Here is a 25,854-nt window from a genome sequence, read left to right as displayed (position 1 = left end):
AAATGTCCGCATGGCGACAACAGGAATATGAAAGCAAGGCGAAACAGGACCTTTCCGTTTATGCTGTGAAGAACCCAAAAGGAGAGATGATGTACACCCTGAACTGGCTTCCCCCTTACGACTGGCAGTGGATGTTTGGCTTTCTTGGCGCGCGTGCGGTGACGGGCATTGAAACCGTCACGCCCGACTACTACGAGCGCAGTTTTGCCTGCGAGGGACATCAGGGGATCTTCCGCGTGACGCCGGATATCGCAACCCACACGCTGGTCGTGACCCTCAGCCCGGGGTTAATTCCGGTTGCGCAGCCGTGCCTTGAGCGCATCGAACGCCTGTTCGATCTTGCCTGCAATCCGCAGCACATCGCGGAGACGCTGGGCGATCTCGGTGCTGCAAGGCCGGGCTTACGTTTGCCGGGAGCGATGGATGCGTACGAGCAGGGCGTCCGGGCGATTCTCGGACAGCTGGTGAGCGTGGCGATGGCGGCGAAGCTGGCGTCACGCGTGGTGGCGTTATGCGGTGAACCCGTGGCGGATTGCCCGGGCTATCTCTGCTTCCCCACGCCGGAAGCGCTGGCGGCAGTGGACCCGCTGGCGCTGAAAGCGTTGGGCATGCCGGTAAAGCGCGCGGAGTCGCTGATTCATCTGGCGCAGTCGGTTATCGACGGAACATTTCCGCTTTTCCCGCCCGCGAATATAGAAGAGGGGATGAAGGCGCTACAGCAGCGGCCGGGAATAGGGCGCTGGACGGCAAATTATCTGGCCCTGCGCGGCTGGCAGGCGAAAGATGTGTTTCTGCCGGATGATTACCTGATTAAACAACGCTTCGCCGGAATGACGACCGCGCAAATTCGTCGCTATGCCGAACGCTGGACGCCGTGGCGCTCCTACGCGCTGTTGCATATCTGGTATACCGACGGCTGGGCACCGTCAGTTGATCGCGAAATAACTGGTGTTGAGAAGAAGATCTAATGGCTGCGGCTCGGCGATGGTGTCACCAAAGATAAAATCGATGCCGATGCCGGAGAGCGTATCCATCATGATGGGCTGATTACAGGGGCCCGCGATGGTTTTCATTCCCAGACGCTGGGCGTGCCCCTGAACAATGGTCACCATCATCTCATCCATCAGATTGCCGTACACGTTGGTTACCACCTCCGCATCCAGCATCAGATAGTCGGCCATGTTCGCGGTCAGGTGGGTAAAGACGTTCATATCGCGTCCCACCTGGCTGAAGATCACGCGGCAGCCCGCCTGACGGAGCTTTTGCAGACCCCGATGCAGGTTCTTATCCGGATTGCACACCACATCGACAGAGATAACCAGATGCAGCAGACGGCCCGGCATCGGGCTTTTATCCAGCAGGTCGAGCAGTTCATCGACCAGCGTCACGCTGGCTAAACCGGCCTCCGAGAGCGGCAGCGCCACCCCCATGCCTTTACTGGCGATCTGGGCGGCTGAGGTGCGGAAAAACTCGCTAAAGATCCGCCTGTCGAGGGCGTGCAGAAGCTCTGGTTCCGCCAGGCCCGAGCGGAAGGCATGCTCTTCCTGAACTTCGCCCTGGCTGGTCCACAGGCGTAACGACAGCAGCCAGAAATTACTGCTCTCAGGGATGCGCGGTGAGGCGACGCTGCGGGCAATCATCATCAGATGATTGTCTTTAATCATGTGCCACTGTTCATCAAGCGACATCATGCTGCGCGTGTGGTGATCCCGCTCCTGCTGGGGTTCATACACCGTCACCATGCCACGTCCGCTGTTTTTTGAGGCGTAACAGGCAATGTCCGCCTGCGACATGATCTCCGACGCCTGATGGTTATTTTCATCAATCAGCGTGATGCCGGCGCTGGCGCCGATCCGGTGCAGGCGGCCTTCCCACATAAAGTGATAGTCGTTGATGGCATGAATCAGGCGACCGGCGATATAGCGCGCGCTTTCCAGATTGCAGTCCGGTAACAGTAACCCGAACTCGTCCCCGCCCAGACGCGCCAGCACGTCGCTGGAGCGGAGCATGGTTAACATCAGGGAAGCCAGTTCCCGCAGCAGGGCATCGCCCGCGGCGTGGCCAGCCGTGTCATTGACGGCTTTGAAGCGATCGAGGTCGATAAACACCAGGGCATGACGCTGACGCGTTTCGCGAACGGTCTGCAGGAGCCGTTTGAGATGGTTTTCGAAGCTGACCCGATTTGCAAGATGGGTCAGGGCATCGTGGGAAGCGCTGTAGCTGAGCTGGCGCAGCATTTTGCGCGACTCGGTCACGTCCTGAATCACGATCACCGAGCCGATATTCTGTCCATCCAGCGTGCTGAGCGGCGTAATGCTGTAGTGGATATCAAAATTGCCGCCGGTACGGCAGTTCAGCACCACGTCCTGATCGATATCGGAACGGGACATATCGCCGCTGTGAATATTTTCCATCAGCGGCCCTTTTTCACCAAAGGTGATGTGTAACACCTTCAGGATCGGTTGACCAATAGCTTCGGTCTGCAGCCAGCCGCTCATTTTCTCGGCGACCGGGTTCATAAAGGTGACGTTCATGTTGATATCGGTGCACAGCACTGCTTCACCGATGGAGTCGAGGGTAATGTGCAGACGCTCTTTTTCCTGGAAAAGCGCCTCGTTAAGCTGCTTAACCTCGGTCATGTCCATGTTGATGCCGAGTAGCCGTTCGACTTCCCCCTGCTTATTGAGCACCCGGTTCGCCAGGGAGCGAATATGACGCACGCCTTCCTTCACGCGAATGCGGAATTCCAGCTTAAACGGCAGACGGGAAATCAGAGAGTCCCGCAGTACCTTCTCTGCGTGGGCGCGATCTTCCGGCAGCATCGTGTCGTGCCAGAGCTGCCAGGTGGGCTTGATGTGCGGCGGAATTTCATACAGCTCAAACATCCGCTTATCCCAGCTGATAACGTCGGGTTCCAGATCCCACTCCCAGATGCCGATGCCTCCTGCTTCGTTTGCCAGGGTGATGCGCTCCATCAGGCGTTTATTGACCCACTCTGTCTGCTTCAGGTCGTTAATGTCTTCAATCTGGGCGATAAAATAGAGCGGCGAGCCGTCGGCATGGCGCACCACGGAGACGGCAAGAAGCGCCCAGACCACTTCCCCATCGCGCGTGTAATAGCGCTTTTCGAGGGTATAGGTATTGATGTCGCCGTTAATGAGCTGTTCGAGCTGCTCCAGGTCGGTATTCAGATCTTCCGGCCAGGTAAGCTGCTGGAAGGTCAGCGACTGGAGCTCCGTCTGGCTGTAGCCGAGGAAATTGCACAGCGCCTTGTTCGCCTGAAGCCATTTTCCTTCGATGCTGACCAGCGCCATACCGATGGCAGAATATTCCATTGCATTACGAAAACGCTCTTCGCTTTCGGTGATGTGTTTGCGCTCGGCGCGGAAGGCGTACATCACCATGGTCATCACGTTAGCGGGCAGGAGCAGCATCAGGAACGGCAGCCAGGGGGCGTTCAGCATCGGCCCGGCGTGCTGGGTGGTCAGCGCCAGAGGGTTGCGGGCAATCATCAGCGACACCACCATCACGGTGACCAGAAACACCATGAACGCTTCCATCCGCGGCAGGCGCACGGCGCTCCACATCAGCAGAACGATCACGCAGGTGAAGGGCCACGGCAGCCAGGTGATGGCTGCCCAACTGAGGGCTAACGTCACGGCCAGCGTGGTCAGCGTTTCCAGCAGCAACCGCGGATCGCGGTGGCGCAGCAGATAATGCGGCTTAAACAACAGCCCTAGCGGCACCAGCGCCAGCGCGCCAATCGCTTCTGACAATACCCAGACGAAGAAATTACGCAGGGGCTCTGGGCCGGGGGCCAGCAGGGTCACCAGAATACCGCCCACCAGCGGAGGCACCAGTGCGCTGCCGATGGCCACGCGGATCCAGTCGTTCAGATTCTGCAGCGGGTTGTACCATGGGAGCCATTTGCGCAGAAACAGCGCACCAATAGCGGCCTCAATGACGTTGATCGAAGGATAGATGAGGCTGACCGATCCCCAGGAGAACAGCATCCACGAGGCCAGAACATTGCCGAACGAGCAGGCCAGGGCAATGCCCGGCCACATTTTTCCGGCATGGCGGTAAAACGCCACCATCATAATGGCGGTGGGGAACCAGAGCGGAGCCAGCAGGGTGCCGAAACGGGTGAGTTCCAGCGAAAATAAGGTAAAGATAAAGGTGACCAGGCCCAGACAGACAAGTCGTGTTAAAGGATGTGGGGTAGTCACCAAAACCCGCTGGTATTGTTTATTCATTACCGCTTTATCCAGAGACGCCATGCCGTCAGGGAAGATGTCCGAACGCGTGAATTTGATAATTTGGTTTATGCTAGTACAAACAATTTACAATTCATATGGTGACCGCTCAGAATTTGACACCACAGACTTATTAAATACTTACTCCGTTAAAAAAAACGGTGAAACGGTGAAAAAATGGTCATTTAAATTTCATTCAGGGAATAAGTTGTCACTTTTCGGCCAGTCTCGCAGAACCTGTGCATTCGACTGGTATCACGCCCGCGAAATCCCTATAATTGCCGCGTTTGACGCTCCGGCGTCGTCCTTCCTTAACATCCAGGTTAATCAGGTCGCTAAATTTATGACTGATAAGTCTCATCAGTGCGTCATTATAGGCATCGCCGGCGCATCGGCTTCAGGTAAAAGTCTAATTGCCAGTACGCTTTATCGCGAACTGCGTGAACAAGTAGGTGATGAGCATATCGGCGTCATTCCCGAAGACAGCTATTACAAAGATCAATCCCATCTGTCGATGGAAGAGCGCGTTAAAACGAACTATGACCACCCAAATGCAATGGATCACAGCCTGCTGTTCCAGCATTTAGAAGCGCTTAAGAGCGGCCAGGCGATTGAACTGCCCGTTTACAGTTATGTCGAACATACCCGTACCAAGGAAACGATCCGCATCGAGCCGAAAAAGGTCATTATCCTTGAAGGCATCCTGCTGCTGACCGATGCCCGCCTGCGTGAATCCATGAACTTCTCGATTTTCGTCGATACCCCGCTGGATATCTGCCTGATGCGCCGCATCAAGCGTGACGTTAATGAACGCGGCCGTTCAATGGACTCCGTGATGGCGCAATACCAGAAAACGGTCCGCCCAATGTTCCTGCAGTTTATTGAACCCTCCAAACAATACGCCGATATTATCGTGCCGCGCGGGGGTAAAAACCGCATTGCGATTGATATCTTAAAAGCGAAAATCAGCCAGTTTTTTGAATAAGCCGCGTGAATTGTGTACCGTTCAGAGATAACCTGGTTTTACCCTGAGCGCTTACCGACGCAGGGTACGTTGCATGAAAGGAGAAAGAGGCGTGCGTCTTTGTGATCGCGATATAGAAGCCTGGCTGGATGAAGGCCGTTTGTCTATTACCCCGCGTCCACCTGTTGAGCGTATCAATGGGGTGACCGTTGATGTCCGGTTGGGGAATAAATTCCGCACCTTTAGCGGTCATACCGCACCGTTCATCGACCTCAGCGGGCCGAAGGACGAAGTCAGCGCCGCGCTCGATCGCGTGATGAGTGACGAAATCGTTATCGACGACGGCGAAGCCTTTTATCTGCATCCGGGTGAACTGGCGCTGGCGGTCACATTTGAATCTGTCACCCTGCCTGCGGACCTCGTCGGCTGGCTTGATGGCCGCTCTTCGCTGGCACGACTGGGGCTGATGGTACACGTGACCGCGCACCGTATCGATCCAGGCTGGTCAGGACGTATCGTGCTGGAATTCTTCAATGCCGGTAAATTGCCGCTGGCGCTTCGTCCGGGCATGATGATCGGCGCGTTGAGTTTTGAACCGCTGTCAGGCCCGGCAGACAGGCCGTATAACCGCCGCCAGGACGCAAAATATCGCGACCAGCAGGGTGCGGTTGCCAGCCGTATTGATAAAGACTGATCGTTAGTCCATTGAGGATGCCATGAGAAGAGTTCTGACAACGCTGATGATTTTGCTGGTGGTGCTGGTGGCTGGCCTTTCGGCGTTGGTTCTGCTGGTTAACCCCAATGACTTCCGCGCTTACATGGTGCGGCAGGTCGAGGCACGCAGTGGTTATCAACTGAATCTTGATGGGCCGCTGCGCTGGCACGTCTGGCCGCAGCTCAGTATTCTCTCTGGCCGCATGTCGCTCACGGCGCCGGGGGCATCCCAGCCGCTGGTTTCCGCAGACAACATGCGCCTTGATGTGGCGCTGATCCCGCTCATTTCCCATCAGCTGCAGGTGAATCAGGTGATGCTGAAAGGCGCGGTGATTCAGCTCACCCCGCAAACCGAGGCCGTGCGTGATGCTAACGCGCCGGTGGCACCGCGCGAAAACACCCTGCCTGATGAGCCGTCTGATACAGGCTGGTCCTTTGATATTGGCAAACTGAAAGTGGCCGATAGCGTACTGGTTTTCCAGCATGAGCACGAAGAGCAGGTCACCGTTCGCAACATTAACCTGCAGATGGAACAGGATGCACACCATATTGCGTCGGTGGAATTCAGCGGGCGCGTGAACCGCGATCAGCGCGATCTGACCCTGTCGCTGAATGCCAGCGTTAACGCGTCAGACTATCCGCACCAGCTCACCGCCGACATTCAGCAGCTGGACTGGCAACTGACGGGGGCCGATCTTCCCACCCAGGGGATCGCCGGGCAGGGGACGCTGCAGGCCGTGTGGCGCGAGGAACAAAAACAGCTGGAGCTGGATAACCTCAACCTGCAGGCAAATGACAGTAGTCTGAAAGGGCAGGCCAGCGTCACGCTCGAAGAAAAGCCGAAGTGGGTGCTGAATCTGCAGTTTGACAAACTCAACCTGGAAAATCTGTTGCCGCCTCTGCCAGCCAGCGCCACGGACAGCAATGCGGCGCAGACGGGGCAAAGCCAGGCAGCGGTATCACGCCCGGTTATTTCGTCGAATCTCGATCAGCCTGACTATAACGCCCTGCGCGGATTCACGGCGGATATTCTGCTGAAAGCCAATAGCCTGCGCTGGCGCGGCATGGACTTTACCGACGTGAGCAGCCAGATGTTTAACCATAACGGTTTGCTGGTGATCTCCGAACTGAGTGGCAAGATGGGCGCAGGGCACCTCTCGCTGCCCGGCACGCTGGATGTCCGTAAAGACGTTGCCAGCGCCGAATTCCAGCCGCGTCTCGATAACGTTGAGATAGGGACCATCCTGAACGCGTTTAACTACCCGATATCCCTGACGGGGCAGTTGACGCTGGCGGGGGACTTCTCGGGCTCGAAAATTGATGCCGAGGCGTTCCGCCGCGAGTGGCAGGGACAGGCGCATCTTGATCTGAAAAACTCCCGTATGGAAGGGCTCAATTTCCAGCAGCTGGTGCAGCAGGCGGTAGAGCGCAGCAGCGATGTGAAAGCCCAGGAGAACTACGACAGCGCCACGCGACTCGACAGCTTCACCACGGACCTGACGCTGGACAACGGACAACTCTCTCTCGACGGAATGCAGGGTACCTCTTCATTCTTATCATTGACGGGCGAAGGTAAGCTGGATCTGGTCAAAGAGACGGCGGACACGCGCTTTAACGTGCGGGTACTTTCCGGCTGGCAGGGAGAAAGTAAGCTCATCGACTTCCTGAAAGAGACGCCGGTCCCATTGAGCGTATACGGCAAATGGCAGGCTCTGAATTATAGCCTCCAGGTGGATCAGATCCTGCGCAAGCATCTGCAGGATGAAGCGAAACGTCGGCTGAGCGGCTGGGCGGATCGTAATAAAGATTCGCAGGACGGCAAGGATGTGAAGAAGTTGCTGGATAAACTGTGATGCCTGTTGCGCCGGGTGGCGGCTTCGCCTTACCCGGCCTACAAAAGCCTGACGCCGTTGCGCCACCCGGCTTTTTTACACCTCAAAATCCAGCTCTTCCTCATCCCGCAGCGGTATCAGCTGAACTTTCTGCACGCGATGGTTTTCAATTTGTAGCGTTTTAAGCCGATAGTCGCCTACCTGAACCTCTTCCCCCGGCTGCGGGATACGCTGCAGATACTCCATCAGCAGACCGGCAATGGTGTGATATTCCCGCTTTTCGTCCAGCGGCAGCGGGACATATTGCACCAGATCTTCCAGCGGCATATGGCCGTTTGCCGTCCACGAGCCATCGGCGTTTTTCTGAATGTCGTGGCGGGCATCAATCTCATCCACCTCGTTTGGCAGATTACCGGCAATGGTTTCCATCACGTCGCTGAGTGTGACCAGTCCTTCCACCGAACCAAACTCATCCACCACAAAGGCAAAGTGGGTCCGCGCGTTACGGAACTGCTCAAGGGCGGAAAGCAACGGCAGCCCCTCCGGGAAGACCAGCGGCTGGCGAACCAGGACGCGGAGATTGAGCGGCTCGCCGTGAAGCTGCTGCTGGAGAAGGTCAATAACGTGCACCACGCCCAGCAGCTCTTCTTCCGCTTCCCCGCCGGTCACCACCACGCGTGTGTGCTGGTTTTTATCCAGCAGGGCGCGAATGTGCGCTTCCGGGGCCGTCAGGTCAATGTGCTCTATATCATGCCGCGACGTCATAATGCTGCTGACCGTACGCTGGTTAAGATTGAGCACCCGCTCAATCATTCGTCGTTCCTGCGGGTCAAAGATCTGCCCGTCACTGTGGTCGGCCAGCATCGCGGAGGATTCGGCGTCCAGCTCTGCATCCTCTTTCTTACCGCTTAACAGCCGCATGACCGTGTCGGCCGTACGCTGACGCAGCGTCTGATTTGCGGAAAGGAAGCGGCGGCGGTTGAATATCGCCAGCTGGTTAAGCGCTTCAATCATGACGGAGAACCCGATGGCGGCATACAGGTAGCCTTTCGGAATATGGAAGCCAAAACCGTCGGCCACCAGGCTAAAGCCAATCATCAGCAGGAAGCTCAGACAGAGGATCACGATGGTGGGGTGACTGTTCACAAAACGGGTCAGTGCCTTGCTGGCCATGACCATCAGCGTGATGGCAATAATGACCGCGGCCATCATCACCGCAAGATGGTCCACCATCCCGACGGCGGTGATCACCGAGTCCAGGGAGAAGACCGCATCCAGCACCACGATTTGCGCGACCACCGGCCAGAATTTTGCCCCGCGGCGCTGGGTCGGGTTCTCACTGTCTTTGCCTTCCAGCCGCTCGTTGAGCTCCACGGTAGCTTTGAACAGCAGGAACAGGCCGCCGAAGAGCATGATCAGATCGCGGGCGCTAAAGCTCAGACCGTGGATGGAGAACAGAGGCTGAGTGAGCGTGACCAGCCAGGAAATAGAGGCCAGCAGCAGTAGCCGCATGACCATCGCCAGCAGCAGCCCCGTTACGCGCGCGCGATCGCGCTGGGAAGGGGGCAGTTTTTCAGCGAGGATGGCGATAAAAACCAGATTATCAATCCCGAGCACCAGCTCGATGACGACCAGCGTAACCAGCCCGGCCCAGATTGAGGGATCGGCAATCCATTCCATAGTAGTAGCAATACCTTCTGTAACATGACGAATGACACAATTCGATCATGGATAAAGCTGGGGGAAATTGCAATGTCAGTATGAGATTTCTCTCAATAATCATTAAATTAATAATACCGAGAATAATAAGTCTAATTCATCAAGAAAGTCTGTATTTATCTGAAATAACAAAATTAAGAAATATCGCATTAAAAGGTGTTCAATGATAACGCTGTCAATATAAAGAAATTCTTAAAAATAAACTGCTTTTCTAAACAAATTCTTAAAATTTGGTGTTCGGAACCCGTTTTCTTGCCTGTTTTGAGATTAGCTGTTACAAGATTAATAGCCTGAAAAAGGATATCTTCTGTTACTGGTAGTTCTTTTTTTTTGAGCGACTAACGAAATAGTGCCTGCGTATTATGAATGCTCCATTTATTTCAAATGCAAAAAATCTGGCGATTTTTTGCATGCAATTCATCGTGTTATAGCGTATTGGTAGCTGGAAGCCAAGGGCGGTAGCGTGCCTGGATGTGTGTGGATGAGCCATGATTCCGTTGTCAACAGTGACTGGCCAAATAACGTTTTTTTTAGGAATGATGCTAGTTATATTTTTATTTAATTAGCTACATTCTTAATGCATTTTAGATTCACACGTATTTAAATTGCACAGGATAATTACTCTGCCAAAGTGATAAATAATCAATGATGAACTCCAAAATGAAATTGATGCCATTATTGGTGTCTGTGACCTTGATGAGCGGTTGCACTGTCTTTCCCGGCAGCAATATGTCAACAATGGGCAAGGATGTGATCAAGCAACAGGATGCCGATTTTGATCTCGACAAAATGGTGAATGTTTATCCACTTACGCCTCGTCTGGTCGAACAATTACGCCCACGTCCAAACGTTGCCCAGCCGAATATGTCACTGGACCAGGAAATTGCGTCCTACCAGTATCGCGTAGGGCCAGGAGACGTCATTAACGTGACCGTCTGGGACCACCCCGAACTGACCACGCCAGCGGGCCAGTACCGTAGCTCAAGCGACACCGGTAACTGGGTGCAGTCAGATGGCACCATGTTCTATCCCTACATTGGTAAAGTCCATGTGGCAGGGAAAACGCTTGCCGAGATCCGTAGTGATATTACCGGCCGCTTAGCGCAGTACATCGCCGACCCGCAGGTGGACGTTAATATCGCCGCATTCCGCTCGCAAAAAGCCTACATCTCCGGCCAGGTGAACAAATCCGGTCAGCAGGCTATCACCAACGTTCCTCTGACCGTGCTGGATGCCATTAACGCCGCGGGCGGGTTAACCGACGGCGCCGACTGGCGCAACGTGGTACTGACCCACAACGGGAAGGAGCAGCGCATTTCACTGCAGGCGCTGATGCAAAACGGCGATCTGACCCAGAACCGCCTGCTTTACCCGGGCGACATCCTCTATGTACCACGCAATGACGATCTCAAAGTCTTCGTGATGGGTGAAGTGAAGAAACAAAGCACCCTCAAGATGGACTTCAGCGGTATGACGCTGACCGAAGCGCTGGGCAATGCTGAGGGTATCGATCTGACGACCTCTAACGCGACCGGCATCTTCGTGATCCGTCCGCTGAAAGGTGAGGGCAGCGCGAAAGGCAAGATTGCCAACATCTACCAGCTGGATATGTCCGATGCGACCTCTCTGGTGATGGCGACGGAGTTCCGTCTCCAGCCATACGATGTGGTGTATGTCACTACCGCACCGGTTGCCCGCTGGAACCGTCTGATCAACCAGTTGCTGCCAACCATCAGTGGCGTTCGCTACATGACGGATACGGCGCGCGACATTCACACCTGGTAATCCGCGATGTTTAACAAAATTCTGGTGGTATGCGTGGGGAACATTTGCCGTTCCCCTACGGCTGAACGGTTGTTGAAACACTACCAGCCCGAACTGACCGTTGATTCGGCAGGGCTGGGTGCACTGGTCGGTAAAGGTGCCGATGAGCGCGCAACGATCGTGGCGCGGGATCATCACCTCTCTCTCGACGGGCATGTTGCCCGCCAGGTCACGGGCCGCATGTGCCGCGAGTATGACCTGATTCTGGCGATGGAAAAACGCCATATTCATGCGCTGTGCGATATCGCTCCGGAGATGCGCGGTAAGGTGATGCTGTTTGGACACTGGGACAATGAACGTGAAATCCCCGATCCCTACCGCAAAAGCCATGAGGCCTTTGAGGCGGTTTACACCTTACTTGACCAGTCTGCCCAACAGTGGGCGCAGGCACTGAAAGCTCAGCAGGGATAACAATGACCGAAAAAACAAGACCTTCTGCCGCCCCGACTTCGGGCAGTGATGAAATTGATATTGGACGCCTGGTCGGCACTGTTGTAGAGGCAAAGTGGTGGGTGCTGGGCATTACTGCCGTGTTTGCTGCGGCGGCCGTCGTCTACACGCTGTTTGCCACCCCCATCTACAGCGCCGATGCGCTGGTGCAGATCGAGCAGAATACCGGCAACTCGCTGGTGCAGGACATTGGCTCTGCGCTGGCGAACAAGCCGCCGGCCTCCGATGCTGAAATTCAGCTCATCCAGTCACGTCTGGTACTGGGTAAAACGGTCCATGACCTTGGGCTTGATATCTCCGTCACCAAAAATACCTTCCCGATCTTTGGTGCGGGCTGGGATCGGTTGATGGGCAGAAACAACGACACGGTCAAGGTCACTGACTTTGTGCTGCCAAAAGGGGCGGCCGATCAGACCTTTACCCTGACGGTACTTGGCCCGAAACAGTACCAGCTGACCAGCGACGCGGGCTTTAGCGCGCGCGGTGAAGTGGGGCAGATGCTCACCAAAGATGGCGTCAGCATGATGGTCAGCGCGATCAATGCCCAGGAGGGCGGTGAATTCACCGTCACGAAATTCTCCACGCTGGGGATGATCAACAATCTGCAAAACAACCTGACCGTCACCGAAAACGGTAAGGATACCGGCGTGCTGAGCATGACCTTTACCGGTGAAGATAAGGATCAGATCCGCGACATCCTGAACAGCATTACCCGCAACTATCTTGAGCAGAACGTCGAGCGTAAGTCTGCTGAAGCGGCGAAAAGCCTGGCCTTCCTCGCGAAACAGCTCCCGGAAGTACGCGGCCGTCTGGATGATGCCGAGAACAAGCTGAACGCCTACCGTCAGGATAAAGACTCCGTTGACCTGCCGCTGGAGGCAAAATCGGTCCTCGATTCGATGGTCAATATTGATGCGCAGCTTAACGAGCTGACCTTCAAAGAGGCGGAGATTTCCAAGCTTTACACCAAACGCCACCCGGCCTACCGCACCCTGCTGGAGAAACGCCGCACGCTGGAAGAGGAGAAGGCGAAGCTCAATGACCGCGTGACCGCGATGCCGAAAACCCAGCAGGAGATCGTGCGTCTGACCCGCGACGTGGAGTCCGGACAGCAGGTTTATATGCAGCTGCTGAACAAGCAGCAGGAGCTGAAAATCACCGAGGCAAGCACCGTGGGTGACGTGCGCATCGTCGACCCGGCCATTACCCAGCCTGGCGTGCTGAAGCCGAAGAAAGCGCTGATCATTCTCGGCAGCATTATTCTCGGCCTAATGCTCTCTATCGTTGGCGTGCTGCTGCGTTCGCTGTTCAACCGCGGTATCGAAAGCCCGCAGGTGCTGGAAGAAAACGGTATCAACGTCTATGCCAGCATTCCGCTGTCTGAGTGGCAAAAATCCCGTGACAGCGTCAAAACCATCAAAGGCGTTAAGCGTTACAAACAGAGCCAGCTGCTGGCGGTGGGTAACCCAACCGACCTCGCTATCGAAGCGATCCGCAGCCTGCGCACCAGTCTGCACTTCGCCATGATGCAGGCTAAAAATAACGTCCTGATGTTAACCGGCGTTAGCCCGTCAATCGGTAAAACCTTTGTCTGCGCCAACCTGGCGGCGGTGGTCAGCCAGACCAACAAGCGTGTGCTGCTGATCGACTGCGATATGCGTAAGGGCTACACCCACGAACTGCTGGGTACCAACAACGTTAACGGTCTGTCGGAAATCCTGCTTGGCAAAGGTGATATCAGCCAGAGCGCGAAGCCCACTACGGTGCCGAAATTTGACCTGATCCCTCGTGGGCAGGTGCCGCCTAACCCGTCCGAGCTGCTGATGAGCGAGCGCTTTAGCGAACTGGTGGAGTGGGCGAGCAAAAACTACGACCTGGTGCTGATCGATACGCCGCCGATTCTGGCCGTGACCGACGCGGCCGTTGTTGGCCGCCATGCGGGTACCACCCTGATGGTGGCGCGTTACGCAGTGAACACCCTGAAAGAGGTGGAAACCAGCCTGAGCCGCTTCGAGCAGAACGGGATTGAGGTAAAAGGGGTGATCCTGAACTCCATCTTCCGTCGCGCGACCGGCTATCAGGATTATGGCTATTACGAGTACGAATATAAGTCTGACAGTAAATAACAAAACACCCCCCACACCCCTCACCCTAACCCTCTCCCCAAAGGGGAGAGGGGACTGTTCGGTGCTGGATTTGGGGGACGAACGTAATGATAACCACTGGCTGCCTTTCACCCTCTCCCCTTGGGGGAGAGGGCCGGGGTGAGGGGAAAAAATGACCACACAACGCCCTTTGATTTCTATCTATATGCCGACATGGAATCGTCAGCAGCTGGCGATCCGCGCAATCAAGTCGGTGTTACGTCAGGATTACGATAACTGGGAGCTGATCATCGTGGATGACTGCTCTTCCTCGTATGAACAGCTGCAAAAATTTGTGACTGACCTCAACGACCCGCGGGTGGTTTATACACATAACGCCATTAACTCCGGCGCCTGTGCTGTGCGTAACCAGGCGATTATGCAGGCCAAAGGGCAGTATCTGACCGGCATCGACGACGACGACGAATGGACGCCGAACCGCCTGTCTGTCTTCCTGTCGCATAAAGAGCAGCTGGTCACGCACGCGTTCCTGTATGCCAATGACTATGTCTGTCAGGGCGAGGTGTACTCGCAGCCTGCCAGCCTGCCGCTCTATCCGAAATCACCGTACTCTCGCCGCCTGTTCTACAAGCGCAACATCATTGGTAACCAGGTCTTTACCTGGGCGTGGCGCTTCAAAGAGTGCCTGTTCGATACCGAACTGAAGGCTGCGCAGGATTACGATATCTTTCTGCGCATGGTGGTGGAATACGGCGAACCGTGGAAGGTCGAAGAGGCCACGCAGATCCTGCACATCAATCACGGGGAGATGCAGATTACCTCCTCGCCGAAAAAATTCTCGGGTTACTTCCATTTTTACCGCAAGCACAAGGACAAGTTTGACCGTGCCAGCCGTAAATATCAGCTCTTTACCCTCTATCAGATCCGCAATAAGCGCATGAACTGGCGCACGCTGCTGACGCTGTTGTCCGTTCGTAACGGCAAGCGCCTGGCTGATGGACTTCGGGGGAAATAATGTTTCTGGAAGATTGCCGCGCTAACAGCTGGAGCCTGCGTCCGTGCTGCATGGTTCTGGCGTACCGCATCGCGCACTTTTGCTCGGTGTGGCGTAAGAAAAATGTCCTGAACAACATCTGGGCGGCACCCGTGCTGGTGCTGTATCGCATCATCACCGAATGCTTTTTTGGCTATGAAATTCAGGCCGCGGCCACCATTGGCCGCCGCTTTACCATCCATCACGGCTATGCGGTGGTGATCAACAAGTTCGTGGTCGCCGGGGATGATTTCACCATCCGCCATGGGGTGACCATTGGCAACCGTGGGCCAGACAGCCTGGCCTGCCCGGTCATTGGCAATAACGTCGAGCTGGGCGCAAACGTGGTGATCATTGGTGACATTACGATTGGTAACAACGTCACAATTGGTGCGGGCAGCGTGGTGCTGGACACCATTCCGGATAACGCGCTGGTGGTGGGAGAAAAAGCCCGCGTGAAGGTGATTAAATGAATATTCTGCAATTTAACGTACGCCTCGCAGAAGGCGGAGCGGCAGGGGTAGCGCTGGATCTTCACCAGCGCGCGCTGCAAAAAGGACTTCAGTCTCGTTTTATTTACGGCTATGGCAAGGGCGGCAAGAAAAGCGTCAGTCACGATAACTTCCCGCAGGTGCATAAGCACACGCCGCGCCTGACCTCAATTGCCAATATCGCGTTATTCCGTCTGTTTAACCGCGATCTGTTTGGCAACCTGAATACGCTTTATCGCACGGTGACCCGCACTACCGGCCCAGTTGTGCTGCATTTTCACGTGCTGCACAGCTACTGGCTGAATCTGGAAGAGGTGGTGGCGTTCTGTCAGAAGGTGCAGGCCCACAAGCCCGACACCCGCTTCGTCTGGACGCTCCACGATCACTGGAGCGTAACCGGCCGTTGCGCGTTTACCGACGGCTGCGAAGGCTGGAAAAACAATTGCCAGAAATGCCCGACGCTGAGCAACTATCCGCCGGTGAAGGTGGATCGCGCGCACACGCTGGTGGCCGGCAAGCGCCAGCTTTTCCGCGACATGCTCTCGCTCGGCTGCACGTTTATCTCCCCGAGCCAGCACGTGGCCGATGCCTTCAACAGCCTGTACGGGGCAGGGCGCTGCCAGATTATTAACAACGGCATCGACGTGGCGACGGAAGCCATTCTCGCCGAGCTGACGCCGGTGGCAGAAACCGCGGGCAAACCGAAAATCGCTATCGTAGCGCATGACCTGCGCTACGACGGGAAAACCAACCAGCAGCTGGTGCGCGACATGATGGCGCTGGGTGACAAAATTGAGCTCCATACCTTCGGCAAATTTTCACCGTTCGAAGGGGCTAACGTGGTGAACCACGGGTTTGAAACCGATAAGCGCAAGCTGATGAGCGCGCTGAATGAAATGGATGCGCTGGTATTCAGCTCCCGCGTGGATAACTACCCGCTGATCCTCTGTGAAGCGCTCTCCATCGGCGTGCCGGTGATTGCCACCCACAGCGATGCGGCACGCGAAGTGCTGGAAAAATCGGGTGGGAAAACTTTTGCCGAGCTGGAGGTCCTGCCGCTGGTGCAGTTGCCAAAGGCGCAGATCGCTCAGGCTGTTTTTGGCACTGACCTGGAATCGTTCCGCAACCGCAGCCGCAAGGCCTACAGTGGACAACAGATGCTGGAGGAGTATGTCTCGTTCTATCAGAATCTGTAGTTATCTGCTGCTGCCGCTGATCTATCTGCTGGTCAACGTCAAAATTGCCCAGCTCGGCGAAAGCTTTCCGATAACCATCGTCACCTTCTTGCCCGTTCTGCTTCTGCTGTATGTCGATAAAATCAACCTGAAGAAGCTGATGATTGCCTTAGGGTTGGGCACGGGCCTGACGCTGTTCAACTACATCTTTGGCCAGTCGCTGGATGCCAGTAAATACGTCACCTCGACCATGCTGTTTGTTTATATCGTTATTATTATCGGAATGGTCTGGAGTATTCGCTTCAAAACGATTTCTCCGCACAATTATCGGAAAATCCTCAGGTTCTTTTATATTGCCGTTGCGTTAATTGTTATGCTTGCTGCCATGGAGATGGCGCAAATTATTCTTACCGGCGGCAGTAGCCTGATGGAGATAATTTCGAAATATCTCATTTACAGCAACAGCTATGTTTTGAACTTCATCAAGTTCGGCGGGAAGCGTACCACGGCCCTCTATTTTGAACCGGCGTTTTTCGCTTTGGCGTTAATCTCAATTTGGCTCAGCATCAAACAGTTTGGTATCAAAACGCCTAAGACCGATGCTATGATTCTTGCAGGAATCGTTCTGTCTGGATCGTTCTCAGGGGTAATGACATTTATCCTGTTTTACCTGCTGGAATGGGCGTTTCAGTACCTGAACAAAGATGCGATTAAGAAAAAACTGCCGCTGGCGATTATCTCCCTGACGGTATTTATGGTGGGCGTGATATTTGCCTTCCCATACATCTCAGAACGACTGGGTGATTTGGGAACGGAAGGCTCATCGTCCTATTATCGCATCATTGGACCGCTGGTGATGGTGGGTTATTCCTTAACCCATATAGATGGTGTAGTAAGATTCGGCTCACTTTACGAATATGTTGCATCATTCGGAATCTTTAACGGTGCGGATGTCGGTAAAACCATAGACAATGGTCTGTATCTGTTAATTATTTATTTTTCGTGGTTCGCCGTACTGTTGACGCTGTGGTATCTGTTTAAAGTTTTCAAAATGATGATTAACGCGTTCGGGGATAACCAGAACTTTCGCGTGCAGCTTTATCTGTTTACGCCGGTGTCGCTGTTTTTTACCGGGTCAATATTTAGTCCGGAATATGCTTTCTTGATTGTCTGTCCGTTTATTCTGCGCAAAGCGCTTAATATTACGAACGTATGACGAAATGAGGTGATTTATGTTTCTTAGCGTCATTACTGTCGCTTTTCGTAATTACGAAGGGGTGGTAAAAACCTGGCGCTCGCTGCGCAACCTGGCGCGCGATCCAAGCCTCACCTTTGAGTGGATTGTGGTCGACGGCGGCTCGAACGATGGCACGGCGGAGTTTCTGGAAAAACTCAACGGTGAGTTCAACTTACGTTACATCAGCGAGAAAGATAAAGGCATCTACGATGCGATGAACAAAGGCATCAATATGGCGCAGGGCCGTTATGCCATCTTTCTGAATTCGGGTGATATTTTCCATGATGACGTGGCGCTGTTTGCCCGTCAACTGGCGCGCCAGAAAGAGGACGCCATGTATATTGGCGATGCGCTGCTCGATTTTGGCGACGGACATAAAGTGTGTCGCAGCGCGAAGCCGGGCTGGTATATCTATCACAGTTTACCTGCCAGCCATCAGGCCATTTTCTTTCCGGTAAAAGGTCTGAAAAAACAGCCTTACGATTTGCAGTATAAAGTGTCTTCCGATTATGCGCTGGCCGCCAGTCTCTATAAGTCAGGTTACCCGTTCCGCCGAATTAAAGGGCTGGTATCTGAATTTTCTATGGGTGGCGTGTCAACCTCGAATAATCTGGAATTGTGCCAGGATGCCAAAAACGTGCAGCGTAAAATATTACGCGTGCCGGGGTTCTGGGCGGAATTATCTTATTTTTTACGCGTGCGCACCACGAGTAAAACGAAAGCCTTATATAACAAAGCCTGAATATAAGGAAACGTAATGCAGGATCTGAACGGTTTCTCCGTACCGAAAGGTTTTCGGGGGGCGGGCGGTATTAAAGTGCAGCTATGGTGGGCCGTTCAGGCCACCTTATTTGCCTGGTCACCACAAATACTGTACCGCTGGCGAGCATTTTTATTGCGTCTGTTTGGCGCAAAAATAGGAAAAAACGTAGTCATTCGGCCCTCGGTGAAAATTACCTACCCCTGGAAATTAACGCTTGGGGATTACGCCTGGGTAGGGGATGACGCGGTGTTATATACCTTGGGCGAGATTACGATTGGCGCAAATTCGGTGGTTTCACAGAAATGTTATTTGTGCACCGGCAGTCATGACTTTATGAGTCAGCATTTTGATATTACCGCTTCGCCTATTGTGATTGGCGAAAAATGCTGGCTGGCAACGGATGTTTTTGTTGCACCGGGTGTTTCTGTTGGCGATGGCACGGTCGTTGGTGCCCGCAGCAGCGTTTTTAAATCGCTACCGGCAAATAAAGTTTGCCGTGGCAACCCCGCAGTGGTGATACGCGAACGCGTTGAAACTGATTAAATTCATAAGTAGAGGAATATAAACATGTCTAAAGTCGCTCTCATCACCGGCGTTACCGGGCAGGATGGTTCTTACCTGGCAGAGTTACTGCTGGAAAAAGGTTATGAAGTACACGGTATTAAACGTCGTGCGTCTTCTTTCAACACCGAACGTGTCGATCATATTTACCAGGATCCTCACGCGGCGAACCCGAAATTCCACCTGCACTACGGCGACCTGACCGATACCTCCAACCTGACCCGTATCCTGCAGGAAGTGCAGCCGGATGAAGTCTACAACCTGGGCGCGATGAGCCACGTTGCGGTCTCCTTCGAGTCTCCGGAATACACCGCTGACGTGGACGCCATGGGTACGCTGCGTCTGCTGGAAGCGATTCGCTTCCTCGGCCTTGAGAAGAAAACCCGTTTCTACCAGGCATCCACCTCTGAGCTGTACGGTCTGGTGCAGGAAATTCCACAGAAAGAGACCACGCCATTCTATCCGCGCTCTCCGTACGCGGTAGCGAAACTGTACGCTTACTGGATCACCGTGAACTACCGTGAATCCTACGGCATGTACGCCTGTAACGGCATTCTGTTCAACCACGAATCTCCACGTCGCGGCGAAACCTTCGTGACCCGCAAAATCACCCGCGCTATCGCCAACATCGCGCAGGGTCTGGAATCGTGCCTGCACCTCGGCAACATGGACTCCCTGCGTGACTGGGGCCATGCCAAAGACTACGTGAAAATGCAGTGGATGATGCTGCAGCAGGAACAGCCAGAAGACTTCGTGATCGCCACCGGCGTGCAGTACTCCGTTCGTCAGTTCGTTGAAATGGCTGCTGCGCAGCTGGGCATCAAGCTGCGCTTCGAAGGCACCGGCGTGGAAGAGAAGGGCATCGTGGTTTCCGTGACCGGCCATGACGCACCGGGCGTGAAGCCAGGCGACGTGATTGTGCAGGTTGACCCGCGCTACTTCCGTCCTGCTGAAGTGGAAACCCTGCTGGGCGACCCAACCAAAGCACACGAGAAGCTGGGCTGGAAACCAGAAACCACTCTGCAGGAGATGGTTTCCGAGATGGTAGCCAAAGATCTTGAAGCAGCGAAAAAACACTCCCTGCTCAAGTCTCATGGCTACGAGGTTGCCATCGCGCTGGAGTCCTGAGAATGACAAAACAACGTATTTTTGTCGCCGGTCATCGCGGAATGGTGGGTTCCGCGATTGTTCGCCAGCTCGAACAGCGCGGTGACATCGAAGTGGTTGTCCGCACGCGTGACGAGCTTAACCTGCTCGACAGCCGTGCGGTACAGGACTTCTTTGCTAACGAACGCATTGACCAGGTGTATCTGGCGGCGGCGAAGGTGGGCGGCATTGTTGCCAACAACACCTACCCGGCGGATTTCATCTACGAAAACATGATGATTGAGAGCAACATCATTCACGCGGCGCATCTGCACAACGTGAACAAGCTGCTGTTCCTCGGCTCATCCTGTATTTACCCGAAAATGGCTAAACAGCCGATCGCCGAAAGCGAGCTGCTGCAGGGCACGCTGGAAGCGACCAACGAGCCGTACGCCATTGCCAAGATTGCCGGGATCAAGCTGTGCGAGTCCTACAACCGTCAGTACAACCGCGACTATCGCTCGGTGATGCCGACCAACCTGTACGGACCGCATGACAACTTCCATCCGAGCAACTCGCACGTGATCCCGGCGCTGCTGCGTCGTTTCCACGAGGCAACCGCCGAGAACGCGCCGGATGTGGTGGTGTGGGGCAGCGGTACGCCGATGCGTGAATTCCTGCACGTGGACGACATGGCTGCGGCCAGCATTCACGTGATGGAGCTGGATCGCGAAGTGTGGCAGGAGAACACCGAGCCGATGCTGTCGCACATCAACGTGGGCACCGGCGTGGACTGCACCATTCGCGAGCTGGCGCAGACCATCGCGCAGGTGGTGGGCTACAAAGGCCGCGTGGTGTTTGATGCCACGAAACCGGACGGCACGCCGCGCAAACTGCTGGACGTGACCCGTCTGCATCAGCTGGGTTGGTATCACGAGGTGTCACTGGAGCAGGGGCTGGCAAGCACCTATCAGTGGTTCCTGGAAAACCAGCACCGCTTCCGGGGGTAATGATGTTTTTAAGTCAGGAAGATTTTGCCACGGTGGTGCGTTCCACTCCGCTCATCTCGATTGATTTGATCGTGGAGAACGAACGCGGCGAGTTCCTGCTGGGGAAACGAACCAACCGTCCTGCGCAGGGCTTCTGGTTCGTGCCCGGCGGGCGCGTGCAAAAGGATGAGACGCTTACCGATGCGTTTGAGCGTCTCACTCTGGCGGAACTGGGTCTGCAGCTGCCGATGGCAGCGGGCCAGTTTTACGGGGTCTGGCAGCACTTCTATGACGATAACTTTTCAGGCACCGGGTTCACCACGCACTACATCGTGCTGGGGTTCCGCCTGAAGGTGAGTGAGGCAGACCTGCGTCTGCCTGATTCTCAGCACGATGACTACCGCTGGCAGACGCCAGAGGCGCTGCTGGCGAGCGACAATGTGCATGACAACAGTCGCGCCTATTTCCTCGCTGAACGTCAGTCCGGGGTGCCGGGCTTATGAAGATCCTCGTATACGGAATCAACTACTCGCCGGAGCTAACCGGTATCGGGAAATACACCGGCGAGATGGTCGAGTGGATGGCGAGCCAGGGACATGACGTGCGGGTCATTACCGCGCCGCCGTACTACCCGGAATGGAAAGTGGGGGAGCGCTACTCAAGCTGGCGCTACCGTCGCGAAGAGGGTGCAGCGACCGTCTGGCGCTGCCCGCTGTATGTGCCTAAGCAGCCCTCAACGCTTAAACGGTTGATTCATCTCGGCAGCTTTGCTCTGAGTAGTTTCTTCCCGCTGATGGCGCAGCGTCGCTGGAAGCCGGATCGCATCATCGGCGTGGTGCCGACGCTGTTTTGCACGCCGGGCATGCGTCTGCTGGGCAAACTCTCCGGCGCGCGCACCCTGCTGCACATTCAGGATTATGAAGTTGACGCCATGCTGGGCCTGGGGATGGCAGGCAAAAGCAAAGGCGGCAAGGTGGCGAAGCTCGCCAGCGCGTTTGAGCGCAGTGGCTTACACAACGTGGATTACGTCTCAACGATCTCGCGCTCGATGATGAACAAGGCGCAGGAGAAAGGCGTCCCGGCGGAGAAGGTGATCTTCTTCCCGAACTGGTCCGAAGTGGCGCGTTTTCGCGACGTGACTGAGCGAGATGCTCAGGCGCTGCGCGCGCAGCTCGGTTTGCCTGAAGATCAAAAAATCATTCTTTACTCAGGCAATATCGGCGAAAAGCAGGGGCTGGAGAGCGTGATCGAGGCGGCTCAACTGCTGAAAGAACATCCATGGATGTTTGTGATTGTCGGGCAGGGTGGTGGAAAAGCGCGGCTGGAAAAAATGGTCAGCGAACGCGGCCTGACCAACGTGAAATTCTTTCCGCTTCAGTCTTACGAGGCATTGCCTGCGCTGCTGAAGATGGGCGACTGCCATCTGGTGGTGCAAAAGCGCGGCGCGGCGGATGCGGTGCTGCCGTCCAAGCTGACCAACATTCTGGCAGTGGGCGGTAACGCGGTGATTACGGCCGAAGCCGAAACTGAATTAGGCCAGCTGTGTGACAGCTATCCGGGGATTGCCGTGTGCGTAGAGCCGGAATCGGTCCCGGCGCTGGTCACTGGCATTGAACAGGCACTTGCCATGCCAAAAATGAACACGGTGGCACGTGAATATGCCGAACGCACGCTCGAGAAAGAGAACGTGCTGAGCCAATTTATTGCAGATATACGGGGATAAATCATGAGTCAAACCACTTTGTATCCGGTTGTGATGGCTGGTGGCTCTGGTAGCCGGTTGTGGCCGCTGTCCCGCGTGCTCTATCCAAAACAGTTCCTCTGCCTGAAAGGGGATCTCACCATGCTGCAGACGACGGTAAACCGTCTCCACGGCGTGGAGTGTGAAAGCCCGGTGGTGATCTGTAACGAACAGCACCGCTTTATCGTTGCCGAGCAGCTGCGCCAGCTGAACAAACTCACAGAAAATATCATCCTGGAGCCTGCCGGACGCAATACCGCACCGGCTATCGCCCTGGCGGCGCTGGCAGCAAAACGCAGCAGCCCGGATTGTGACCCGCTGATGCTGGTGCTGGCGGCAGACCACGTGATCCAGCAGGAAGAGGCCTTCCGTGACGCAGTGCGTGCGGCCATTCCTTACGCTGAGAGCGGCAAGCTGGTGACCTTCGGTATCGTGCCGGATCTGCCGGAAACCGGCTACGGCTACATCCGTCGCGGCAACGTGACGCCGGGTGAAGGCGACAGCGTGGCGTTTGACGTGGCGCAGTTCGTTGAAAAACCCAATCTTGAAACCGCGCAGGCGTATGTCGCCAGCGGGGAATATTACTGGAACAGTGGGATGTTCCTGTTCCGCGCCGGACGCTATCTGGAAGAGCTGAGCAAATATCGCCCGGATATTCTGCAAGCCTGCGAGAAAGCGATGGCGGTGGTGGACCCGGATCTCGACTTTATCCGCGTGGATGAAGAGGCCTTCCTCGCCTGTCCGGAAGAGTCCATTGACTATGCGGTGATGGAACGCACGGCAGATGCCGTTGTGGTGCCGATGGATGCGGGCTGGAGCGATGTCGGCTCCTGGTCCTCCCTGTGGGAGATCAGCGCCCATACCCCGGAGGGTAACGTCCATCACGGTGATGTCATTAGCCACAAAACGGAAAACAGCTACGTCTACGCCGAGTCTGGCCTGGTCACCACGGTCGGGGTGAAAGATCTGGTGGTGGTCCAGACCAAAGACGCCGTGCTGATTGCCGACCGTAACGCCGTGCAGGACGTTAAAAAAGTGGTGGAGAAGATCAAGGCGGATGGCCGTCACGAGCACCACATTCATCGCGAAGTCTACCGTCCGTGGGGGAAATATGACTCCATTGACGCAGGCGACCGTTATCAGGTGAAACGCATCACCGTGAAGCCGGGCGAGGGGCTGTCGGTGCAGATGCACCATCACCGCGCCGAGCACTGGGTGGTGGTCGCGGGTACCGCCAAAGTCACGATCGACGGTGAAGTCAAACTGCTGGGTGAAAACGAGTCCATTTATATTCCGCTGGGGGCGACGCACTGTCTGGAGAACCCGGGGAAAATTCCTCTCGACTTAATTGAGGTGCGCTCCGGCTCGTATCTGGAAGAGGACGATATCGTGCGCTTCCAGGACCGCTACGGACGGGTGTAGCCCTCAGCATCATGCCCGGTGGCGCTGCGCTTACCGGGCCTACGAATGACAAAAAAATCAATTTGGCCATTAAGTGGTCAGGACCGACTGTTGCCTGAAAAAGGGGTCATCATGGAAAAATTAACCTGTTTTAAAGCCTACGATATTCGCGGCAAGCTGGGCGAAGAGCTGAATGAAGACATTGCGTGGCGCATTGGTCGTGCGTACGGCGAATATTTAAAACCGCAGACCATCGTGTTGGGCGGCGACGTGCGTCTGACCAGCGAATCCCTGAAGCTGGCTCTGGCGAAAGGGCTGCAGGATGCGGGCGTGGACGTGCTGGACATCGGTCTTTCCGGAACCGAAGAGATTTACTTTGCCACCTTCCACCTGGGGGTGGACGGCGGTATTGAAGTGACGGCCAGCCACAACCCGATGGACTACAACGGCATGAAGCTGGTGCGCAAGGGCGCCCGCCCGATCAGCGGCGACACCGGCCTGCGCGACGTGCAGCGCCTGGCGGAAGCCAACGATTTCCCGCCGGTGAACGAGGCGAAGCGCGGCAGCTACAAAAAAATCAACCTGCAGAAAGAGTACATCGACCACCTGCTGGGCTACATCAACGTGGCGAACCTGAAGCCGCTGAAGCTGGTGATTAACTCCGGTAACGGCGCGGCCGGCCCGGTTGTCGATGCCCTTGAAGCGCGCTTTAAGGCACTGAACGTGCCGGTGACCTTCGTGAAAGTGCATAACACCCCGGACGGCAACTTCCCGAACGGTATTCCTAACCCGCTGTTGCCGGAGTGCCGCGACGACACGCGTAACGCGGTGATTGAGCACGGCGCGGACATGGGTATCGCCTTTGACGGTGATTTCGACCGCTGCTTCCTGTTCGACGAGAAAGGGCAGTTCATCGAGGGCTACTACATTGTCGGCCTGCTGGCAGAAGCGTTTCTCGAGAAAAACCCGGGCGCGAAAATCATTCATGACCCGCGTCTGTCCTGGAACACCGTCGACGTGGTGTCTGCCGCAGGCGGCACGCCGGTGATGTCCAAAACCGGCCACGCCTTCATCAAGGAGCGCATGCGCGAAGAAGACGCCATCTACGGCGGCGAGATGAGCGCCCACCACTACTTCCGGGACTTTGCCTACTGCGACAGCGGAATGATCCCGTGGCTGCTGGTCACCGAGCTGCTGTGCCTGAAGGGGCAGACCCTGGGCGAGCTGGTGCGCGACCGTATGGCGGCGTTCCCGGCGAGCGGGGAGATCAACAGCAAGCTGGCGCAGCCGGCCGAGGCGATTGCCCGCGTGGAGCAGCACTTTGCGATTCACGCGCTGGAAATTGATCGTACCGACGGCATCAGCATGGCGTTCCCGCAGTGGCGCTTTAACCTGCGCTCGTCCAACACCGAGCCGGTGGTGCGCCTGAACGTGGAGTCCCGTGCGGACACCGCGCTGATGGAAGCCCGAACGAAGGACATTCTGGCGCTGTTGAATCAGTAATAACTGCCCC

General features: G+C 55.5%; 21 protein-coding genes. 19 read left to right on the top strand and 2 right to left on the bottom strand.

What is annotated here, in order from left to right:
- Window positions 1-89 precede the first annotated feature (89 nt).
- A complete protein-coding gene (gene alkA / locus ACMGGU_RS13510) occupies window positions 90-968 on the top strand; it encodes a DNA-3-methyladenine glycosylase 2 (RefSeq protein WP_420300976.1) in 879 nt (292 codons plus the stop codon).
- Here the strand turns inward: alkA and ACMGGU_RS13505 are convergent.
- Complete coding sequence (locus ACMGGU_RS13505; protein WP_045908631.1) at window positions 927-4,256, bottom strand: diguanylate cyclase; 3,330 nt, start codon at window positions 4,254-4,256, stop codon at window positions 927-929. The two genes, alkA and ACMGGU_RS13505, sit on opposite strands and share 42 nt — an antisense overlap.
- Before the next feature lie 343 nt (window positions 4,257-4,599).
- Between ACMGGU_RS13505 and udk the strand changes: the two genes are divergently transcribed.
- From udk to asmA, 3 genes are all read left to right on the top strand, one after another.
- Window positions 4,600-5,241 (top strand): uridine kinase, encoded by a 642-nt coding sequence (gene udk, locus ACMGGU_RS13500; RefSeq protein WP_334399673.1) that lies wholly within the window; start codon window positions 4,600-4,602, stop codon window positions 5,239-5,241.
- 91 nt (window positions 5,242-5,332) lie between these two features.
- A complete protein-coding gene (gene dcd / locus ACMGGU_RS13495) occupies window positions 5,333-5,914 on the top strand; it encodes a dCTP deaminase (protein WP_024908111.1) in 582 nt (193 codons plus the stop codon).
- A 22-nt stretch (window positions 5,915-5,936) separates the two neighbouring features.
- Window positions 5,937-7,787, top strand: coding sequence for an outer membrane assembly protein AsmA (asmA, locus tag ACMGGU_RS13490; protein WP_420300646.1), 1,851 nt, complete (start codon window positions 5,937-5,939; stop codon window positions 7,785-7,787).
- 75 nt (window positions 7,788-7,862) lie between these two features.
- Here the strand turns inward: asmA and ACMGGU_RS13485 are convergent, their stop codons facing one another.
- Window positions 7,863-9,446 (bottom strand): TerC family protein, encoded by a 1,584-nt coding sequence (locus ACMGGU_RS13485; protein ID WP_196346848.1) that lies wholly within the window; start codon window positions 9,444-9,446, stop codon window positions 7,863-7,865.
- 684 nt (window positions 9,447-10,130) lie between these two features.
- Here ACMGGU_RS13485 and ACMGGU_RS13480 point away from each other — a divergent pair.
- The 15 genes from ACMGGU_RS13480 (at window position 10,131) to cpsG (ending at window position 25,844) form a co-directional block, all read left to right on the top strand.
- Window positions 10,131-11,270, top strand: a complete 1,140-nt coding sequence (locus ACMGGU_RS13480; protein ID WP_008499413.1) for a polysaccharide export protein — start codon at window positions 10,131-10,133, stop codon at window positions 11,268-11,270.
- Between the two features lie 6 nt (window positions 11,271-11,276).
- The gene (gene wzb / locus ACMGGU_RS13475) at window positions 11,277-11,720 is read left to right on the top strand and encodes a low molecular weight protein-tyrosine-phosphatase Wzb (protein ID WP_045908628.1); all 444 of its coding nucleotides are present in this window, start codon (window positions 11,277-11,279) and stop codon (window positions 11,718-11,720) included.
- A 2-nt stretch (window positions 11,721-11,722) separates the two neighbouring features.
- Complete coding sequence (wzc, locus tag ACMGGU_RS13470) at window positions 11,723-13,885, top strand: tyrosine-protein kinase Wzc (protein ID WP_048028312.1); 2,163 nt, start codon at window positions 11,723-11,725, stop codon at window positions 13,883-13,885.
- Between the two features lie 151 nt (window positions 13,886-14,036).
- Window positions 14,037-14,879, top strand: coding sequence for a colanic acid biosynthesis glycosyltransferase WcaA (gene wcaA, locus ACMGGU_RS13465; RefSeq protein WP_045908626.1), 843 nt, complete (start codon window positions 14,037-14,039; stop codon window positions 14,877-14,879).
- On the top strand, window positions 14,879-15,370 hold the full coding sequence (wcaB, locus tag ACMGGU_RS13460; protein ID WP_039025009.1) for a colanic acid biosynthesis acetyltransferase WcaB: 492 nt from the start codon (window positions 14,879-14,881) through the stop codon (window positions 15,368-15,370). Before wcaA ends, wcaB begins: the two co-directional genes overlap by 1 nt.
- Window positions 15,367-16,584: a colanic acid biosynthesis glycosyltransferase WcaC gene (gene wcaC, locus ACMGGU_RS13455; RefSeq protein WP_223539248.1), complete on the top strand. Its 1,218-nt coding sequence runs from the start codon at window positions 15,367-15,369 to the stop codon at window positions 16,582-16,584. Before wcaB ends, wcaC begins: the two co-directional genes overlap by 4 nt.
- Entirely contained in the window at window positions 16,559-17,779 is a 1,221-nt protein-coding gene (gene wcaD, locus ACMGGU_RS13450; RefSeq protein WP_045908624.1) for a colanic acid polymerase WcaD, read from the top strand. Before wcaC ends, wcaD begins: the two co-directional genes overlap by 26 nt.
- 16 nt (window positions 17,780-17,795) lie before the next feature.
- Entirely contained in the window at window positions 17,796-18,542 is a 747-nt protein-coding gene (gene wcaE, locus ACMGGU_RS13445) for a colanic acid biosynthesis glycosyltransferase WcaE (protein WP_008499420.1), read from the top strand.
- Window positions 18,543-18,557: 15 nt separating this feature from the next.
- Window positions 18,558-19,106 carry a colanic acid biosynthesis acetyltransferase WcaF gene (gene wcaF, locus ACMGGU_RS13440; protein WP_045908623.1) on the top strand — a complete coding sequence of 183 codons (549 nt, stop codon included), beginning with the start codon at window positions 18,558-18,560 and terminating at the stop codon, window positions 19,104-19,106.
- Between the two features lie 24 nt (window positions 19,107-19,130).
- A complete protein-coding gene (gene gmd, locus ACMGGU_RS13435) occupies window positions 19,131-20,252 on the top strand; it encodes a GDP-mannose 4,6-dehydratase (protein ID WP_003863514.1) in 1,122 nt (373 codons plus the stop codon).
- A 2-nt stretch (window positions 20,253-20,254) separates the two neighbouring features.
- Complete coding sequence (gene fcl, locus ACMGGU_RS13430; protein WP_420300645.1) at window positions 20,255-21,220, top strand: GDP-L-fucose synthase; 966 nt, start codon at window positions 20,255-20,257, stop codon at window positions 21,218-21,220.
- Between the two features lie 2 nt (window positions 21,221-21,222).
- Window positions 21,223-21,702: a GDP-mannose mannosyl hydrolase gene (locus ACMGGU_RS13425; RefSeq protein WP_045418617.1), complete on the top strand. Its 480-nt coding sequence runs from the start codon at window positions 21,223-21,225 to the stop codon at window positions 21,700-21,702.
- A complete protein-coding gene (gene wcaI / locus ACMGGU_RS13420) occupies window positions 21,699-22,922 on the top strand; it encodes a colanic acid biosynthesis fucosyltransferase WcaI (protein WP_063622063.1) in 1,224 nt (407 codons plus the stop codon). The genes ACMGGU_RS13425 and wcaI overlap by 4 nt, the downstream gene beginning before the upstream one ends.
- Before the next feature lie 3 nt (window positions 22,923-22,925).
- Window positions 22,926-24,362: a mannose-1-phosphate guanyltransferase gene (cpsB, locus tag ACMGGU_RS13415; protein WP_045908620.1), complete on the top strand. Its 1,437-nt coding sequence runs from the start codon at window positions 22,926-22,928 to the stop codon at window positions 24,360-24,362.
- Window positions 24,363-24,473: 111 nt separating this feature from the next.
- The gene (gene cpsG, locus ACMGGU_RS13410) at window positions 24,474-25,844 is read left to right on the top strand and encodes a colanic acid biosynthesis phosphomannomutase CpsG (RefSeq protein WP_029742028.1); all 1,371 of its coding nucleotides are present in this window, start codon (window positions 24,474-24,476) and stop codon (window positions 25,842-25,844) included.
- Window positions 25,845-25,854: the final 10 nt, after the last annotated feature.

It is taken from the genome of Enterobacter sp. BNK-8 (assembly GCF_048685095.1).
Classification (GTDB): domain Bacteria; phylum Pseudomonadota; class Gammaproteobacteria; order Enterobacterales; family Enterobacteriaceae; genus Enterobacter; species Enterobacter quasiroggenkampii.
The sequence above is the reverse complement of the archived record's forward strand: the minus strand, read 5'-3'. Positions and strand labels throughout refer to the sequence as shown.

What these genes read in the sequence shown, in the direction of transcription:
- alkA (WP_420300976.1), top strand. Translation starts at nt 90, where the DNA reads ATGTACACCCTGAACTGGCTTCCCCCTTACGACTGGCAGTGGATGTTT.
- ACMGGU_RS13425 (WP_045418617.1), top strand. Translation starts at nt 21,223, where the DNA reads ATGTTTTTAAGTCAGGAAGATTTTGCCACGGTGGTGCGTTCCACTCCG.
- wcaD (WP_045908624.1), top strand. Translation starts at nt 16,559, where the DNA reads ATGTCTCGTTCTATCAGAATCTGTAGTTATCTGCTGCTGCCGCTGATC.
- wzc (WP_048028312.1), top strand. Translation starts at nt 11,723, where the DNA reads ATGACCGAAAAAACAAGACCTTCTGCCGCCCCGACTTCGGGCAGTGAT.
- ACMGGU_RS13485 (WP_196346848.1), bottom strand. Translation starts at nt 9,446, where the DNA reads ATGGAATGGATTGCCGATCCCTCAATCTGGGCCGGGCTGGTTACGCTG.
- wcaF (WP_045908623.1), top strand. Translation starts at nt 18,558, where the DNA reads ATGCAGGATCTGAACGGTTTCTCCGTACCGAAAGGTTTTCGGGGGGCG.
- cpsB (WP_045908620.1), top strand. Translation starts at nt 22,926, where the DNA reads ATGAGTCAAACCACTTTGTATCCGGTTGTGATGGCTGGTGGCTCTGGT.
- cpsG (WP_029742028.1), top strand. Translation starts at nt 24,474, where the DNA reads ATGGAAAAATTAACCTGTTTTAAAGCCTACGATATTCGCGGCAAGCTG.
- wzb (WP_045908628.1), top strand. Translation starts at nt 11,277, where the DNA reads ATGTTTAACAAAATTCTGGTGGTATGCGTGGGGAACATTTGCCGTTCC.
- wcaA (WP_045908626.1), top strand. Translation starts at nt 14,037, where the DNA reads ATGACCACACAACGCCCTTTGATTTCTATCTATATGCCGACATGGAAT.
- ACMGGU_RS13480 (WP_008499413.1), top strand. Translation starts at nt 10,131, where the DNA reads ATGATGAACTCCAAAATGAAATTGATGCCATTATTGGTGTCTGTGACC.
- gmd (WP_003863514.1), top strand. Translation starts at nt 19,131, where the DNA reads ATGTCTAAAGTCGCTCTCATCACCGGCGTTACCGGGCAGGATGGTTCT.
- wcaB (WP_039025009.1), top strand. Translation starts at nt 14,879, where the DNA reads ATGTTTCTGGAAGATTGCCGCGCTAACAGCTGGAGCCTGCGTCCGTGC.
- fcl (WP_420300645.1), top strand. Translation starts at nt 20,255, where the DNA reads ATGACAAAACAACGTATTTTTGTCGCCGGTCATCGCGGAATGGTGGGT.
- wcaE (WP_008499420.1), top strand. Translation starts at nt 17,796, where the DNA reads ATGTTTCTTAGCGTCATTACTGTCGCTTTTCGTAATTACGAAGGGGTG.
- wcaC (WP_223539248.1), top strand. Translation starts at nt 15,367, where the DNA reads ATGAATATTCTGCAATTTAACGTACGCCTCGCAGAAGGCGGAGCGGCA.
- ACMGGU_RS13505 (WP_045908631.1), bottom strand. Translation starts at nt 4,256, where the DNA reads ATGAATAAACAATACCAGCGGGTTTTGGTGACTACCCCACATCCTTTA.
- udk (WP_334399673.1), top strand. Translation starts at nt 4,600, where the DNA reads ATGACTGATAAGTCTCATCAGTGCGTCATTATAGGCATCGCCGGCGCA.
- asmA (WP_420300646.1), top strand. Translation starts at nt 5,937, where the DNA reads ATGAGAAGAGTTCTGACAACGCTGATGATTTTGCTGGTGGTGCTGGTG.
- wcaI (WP_063622063.1), top strand. Translation starts at nt 21,699, where the DNA reads ATGAAGATCCTCGTATACGGAATCAACTACTCGCCGGAGCTAACCGGT.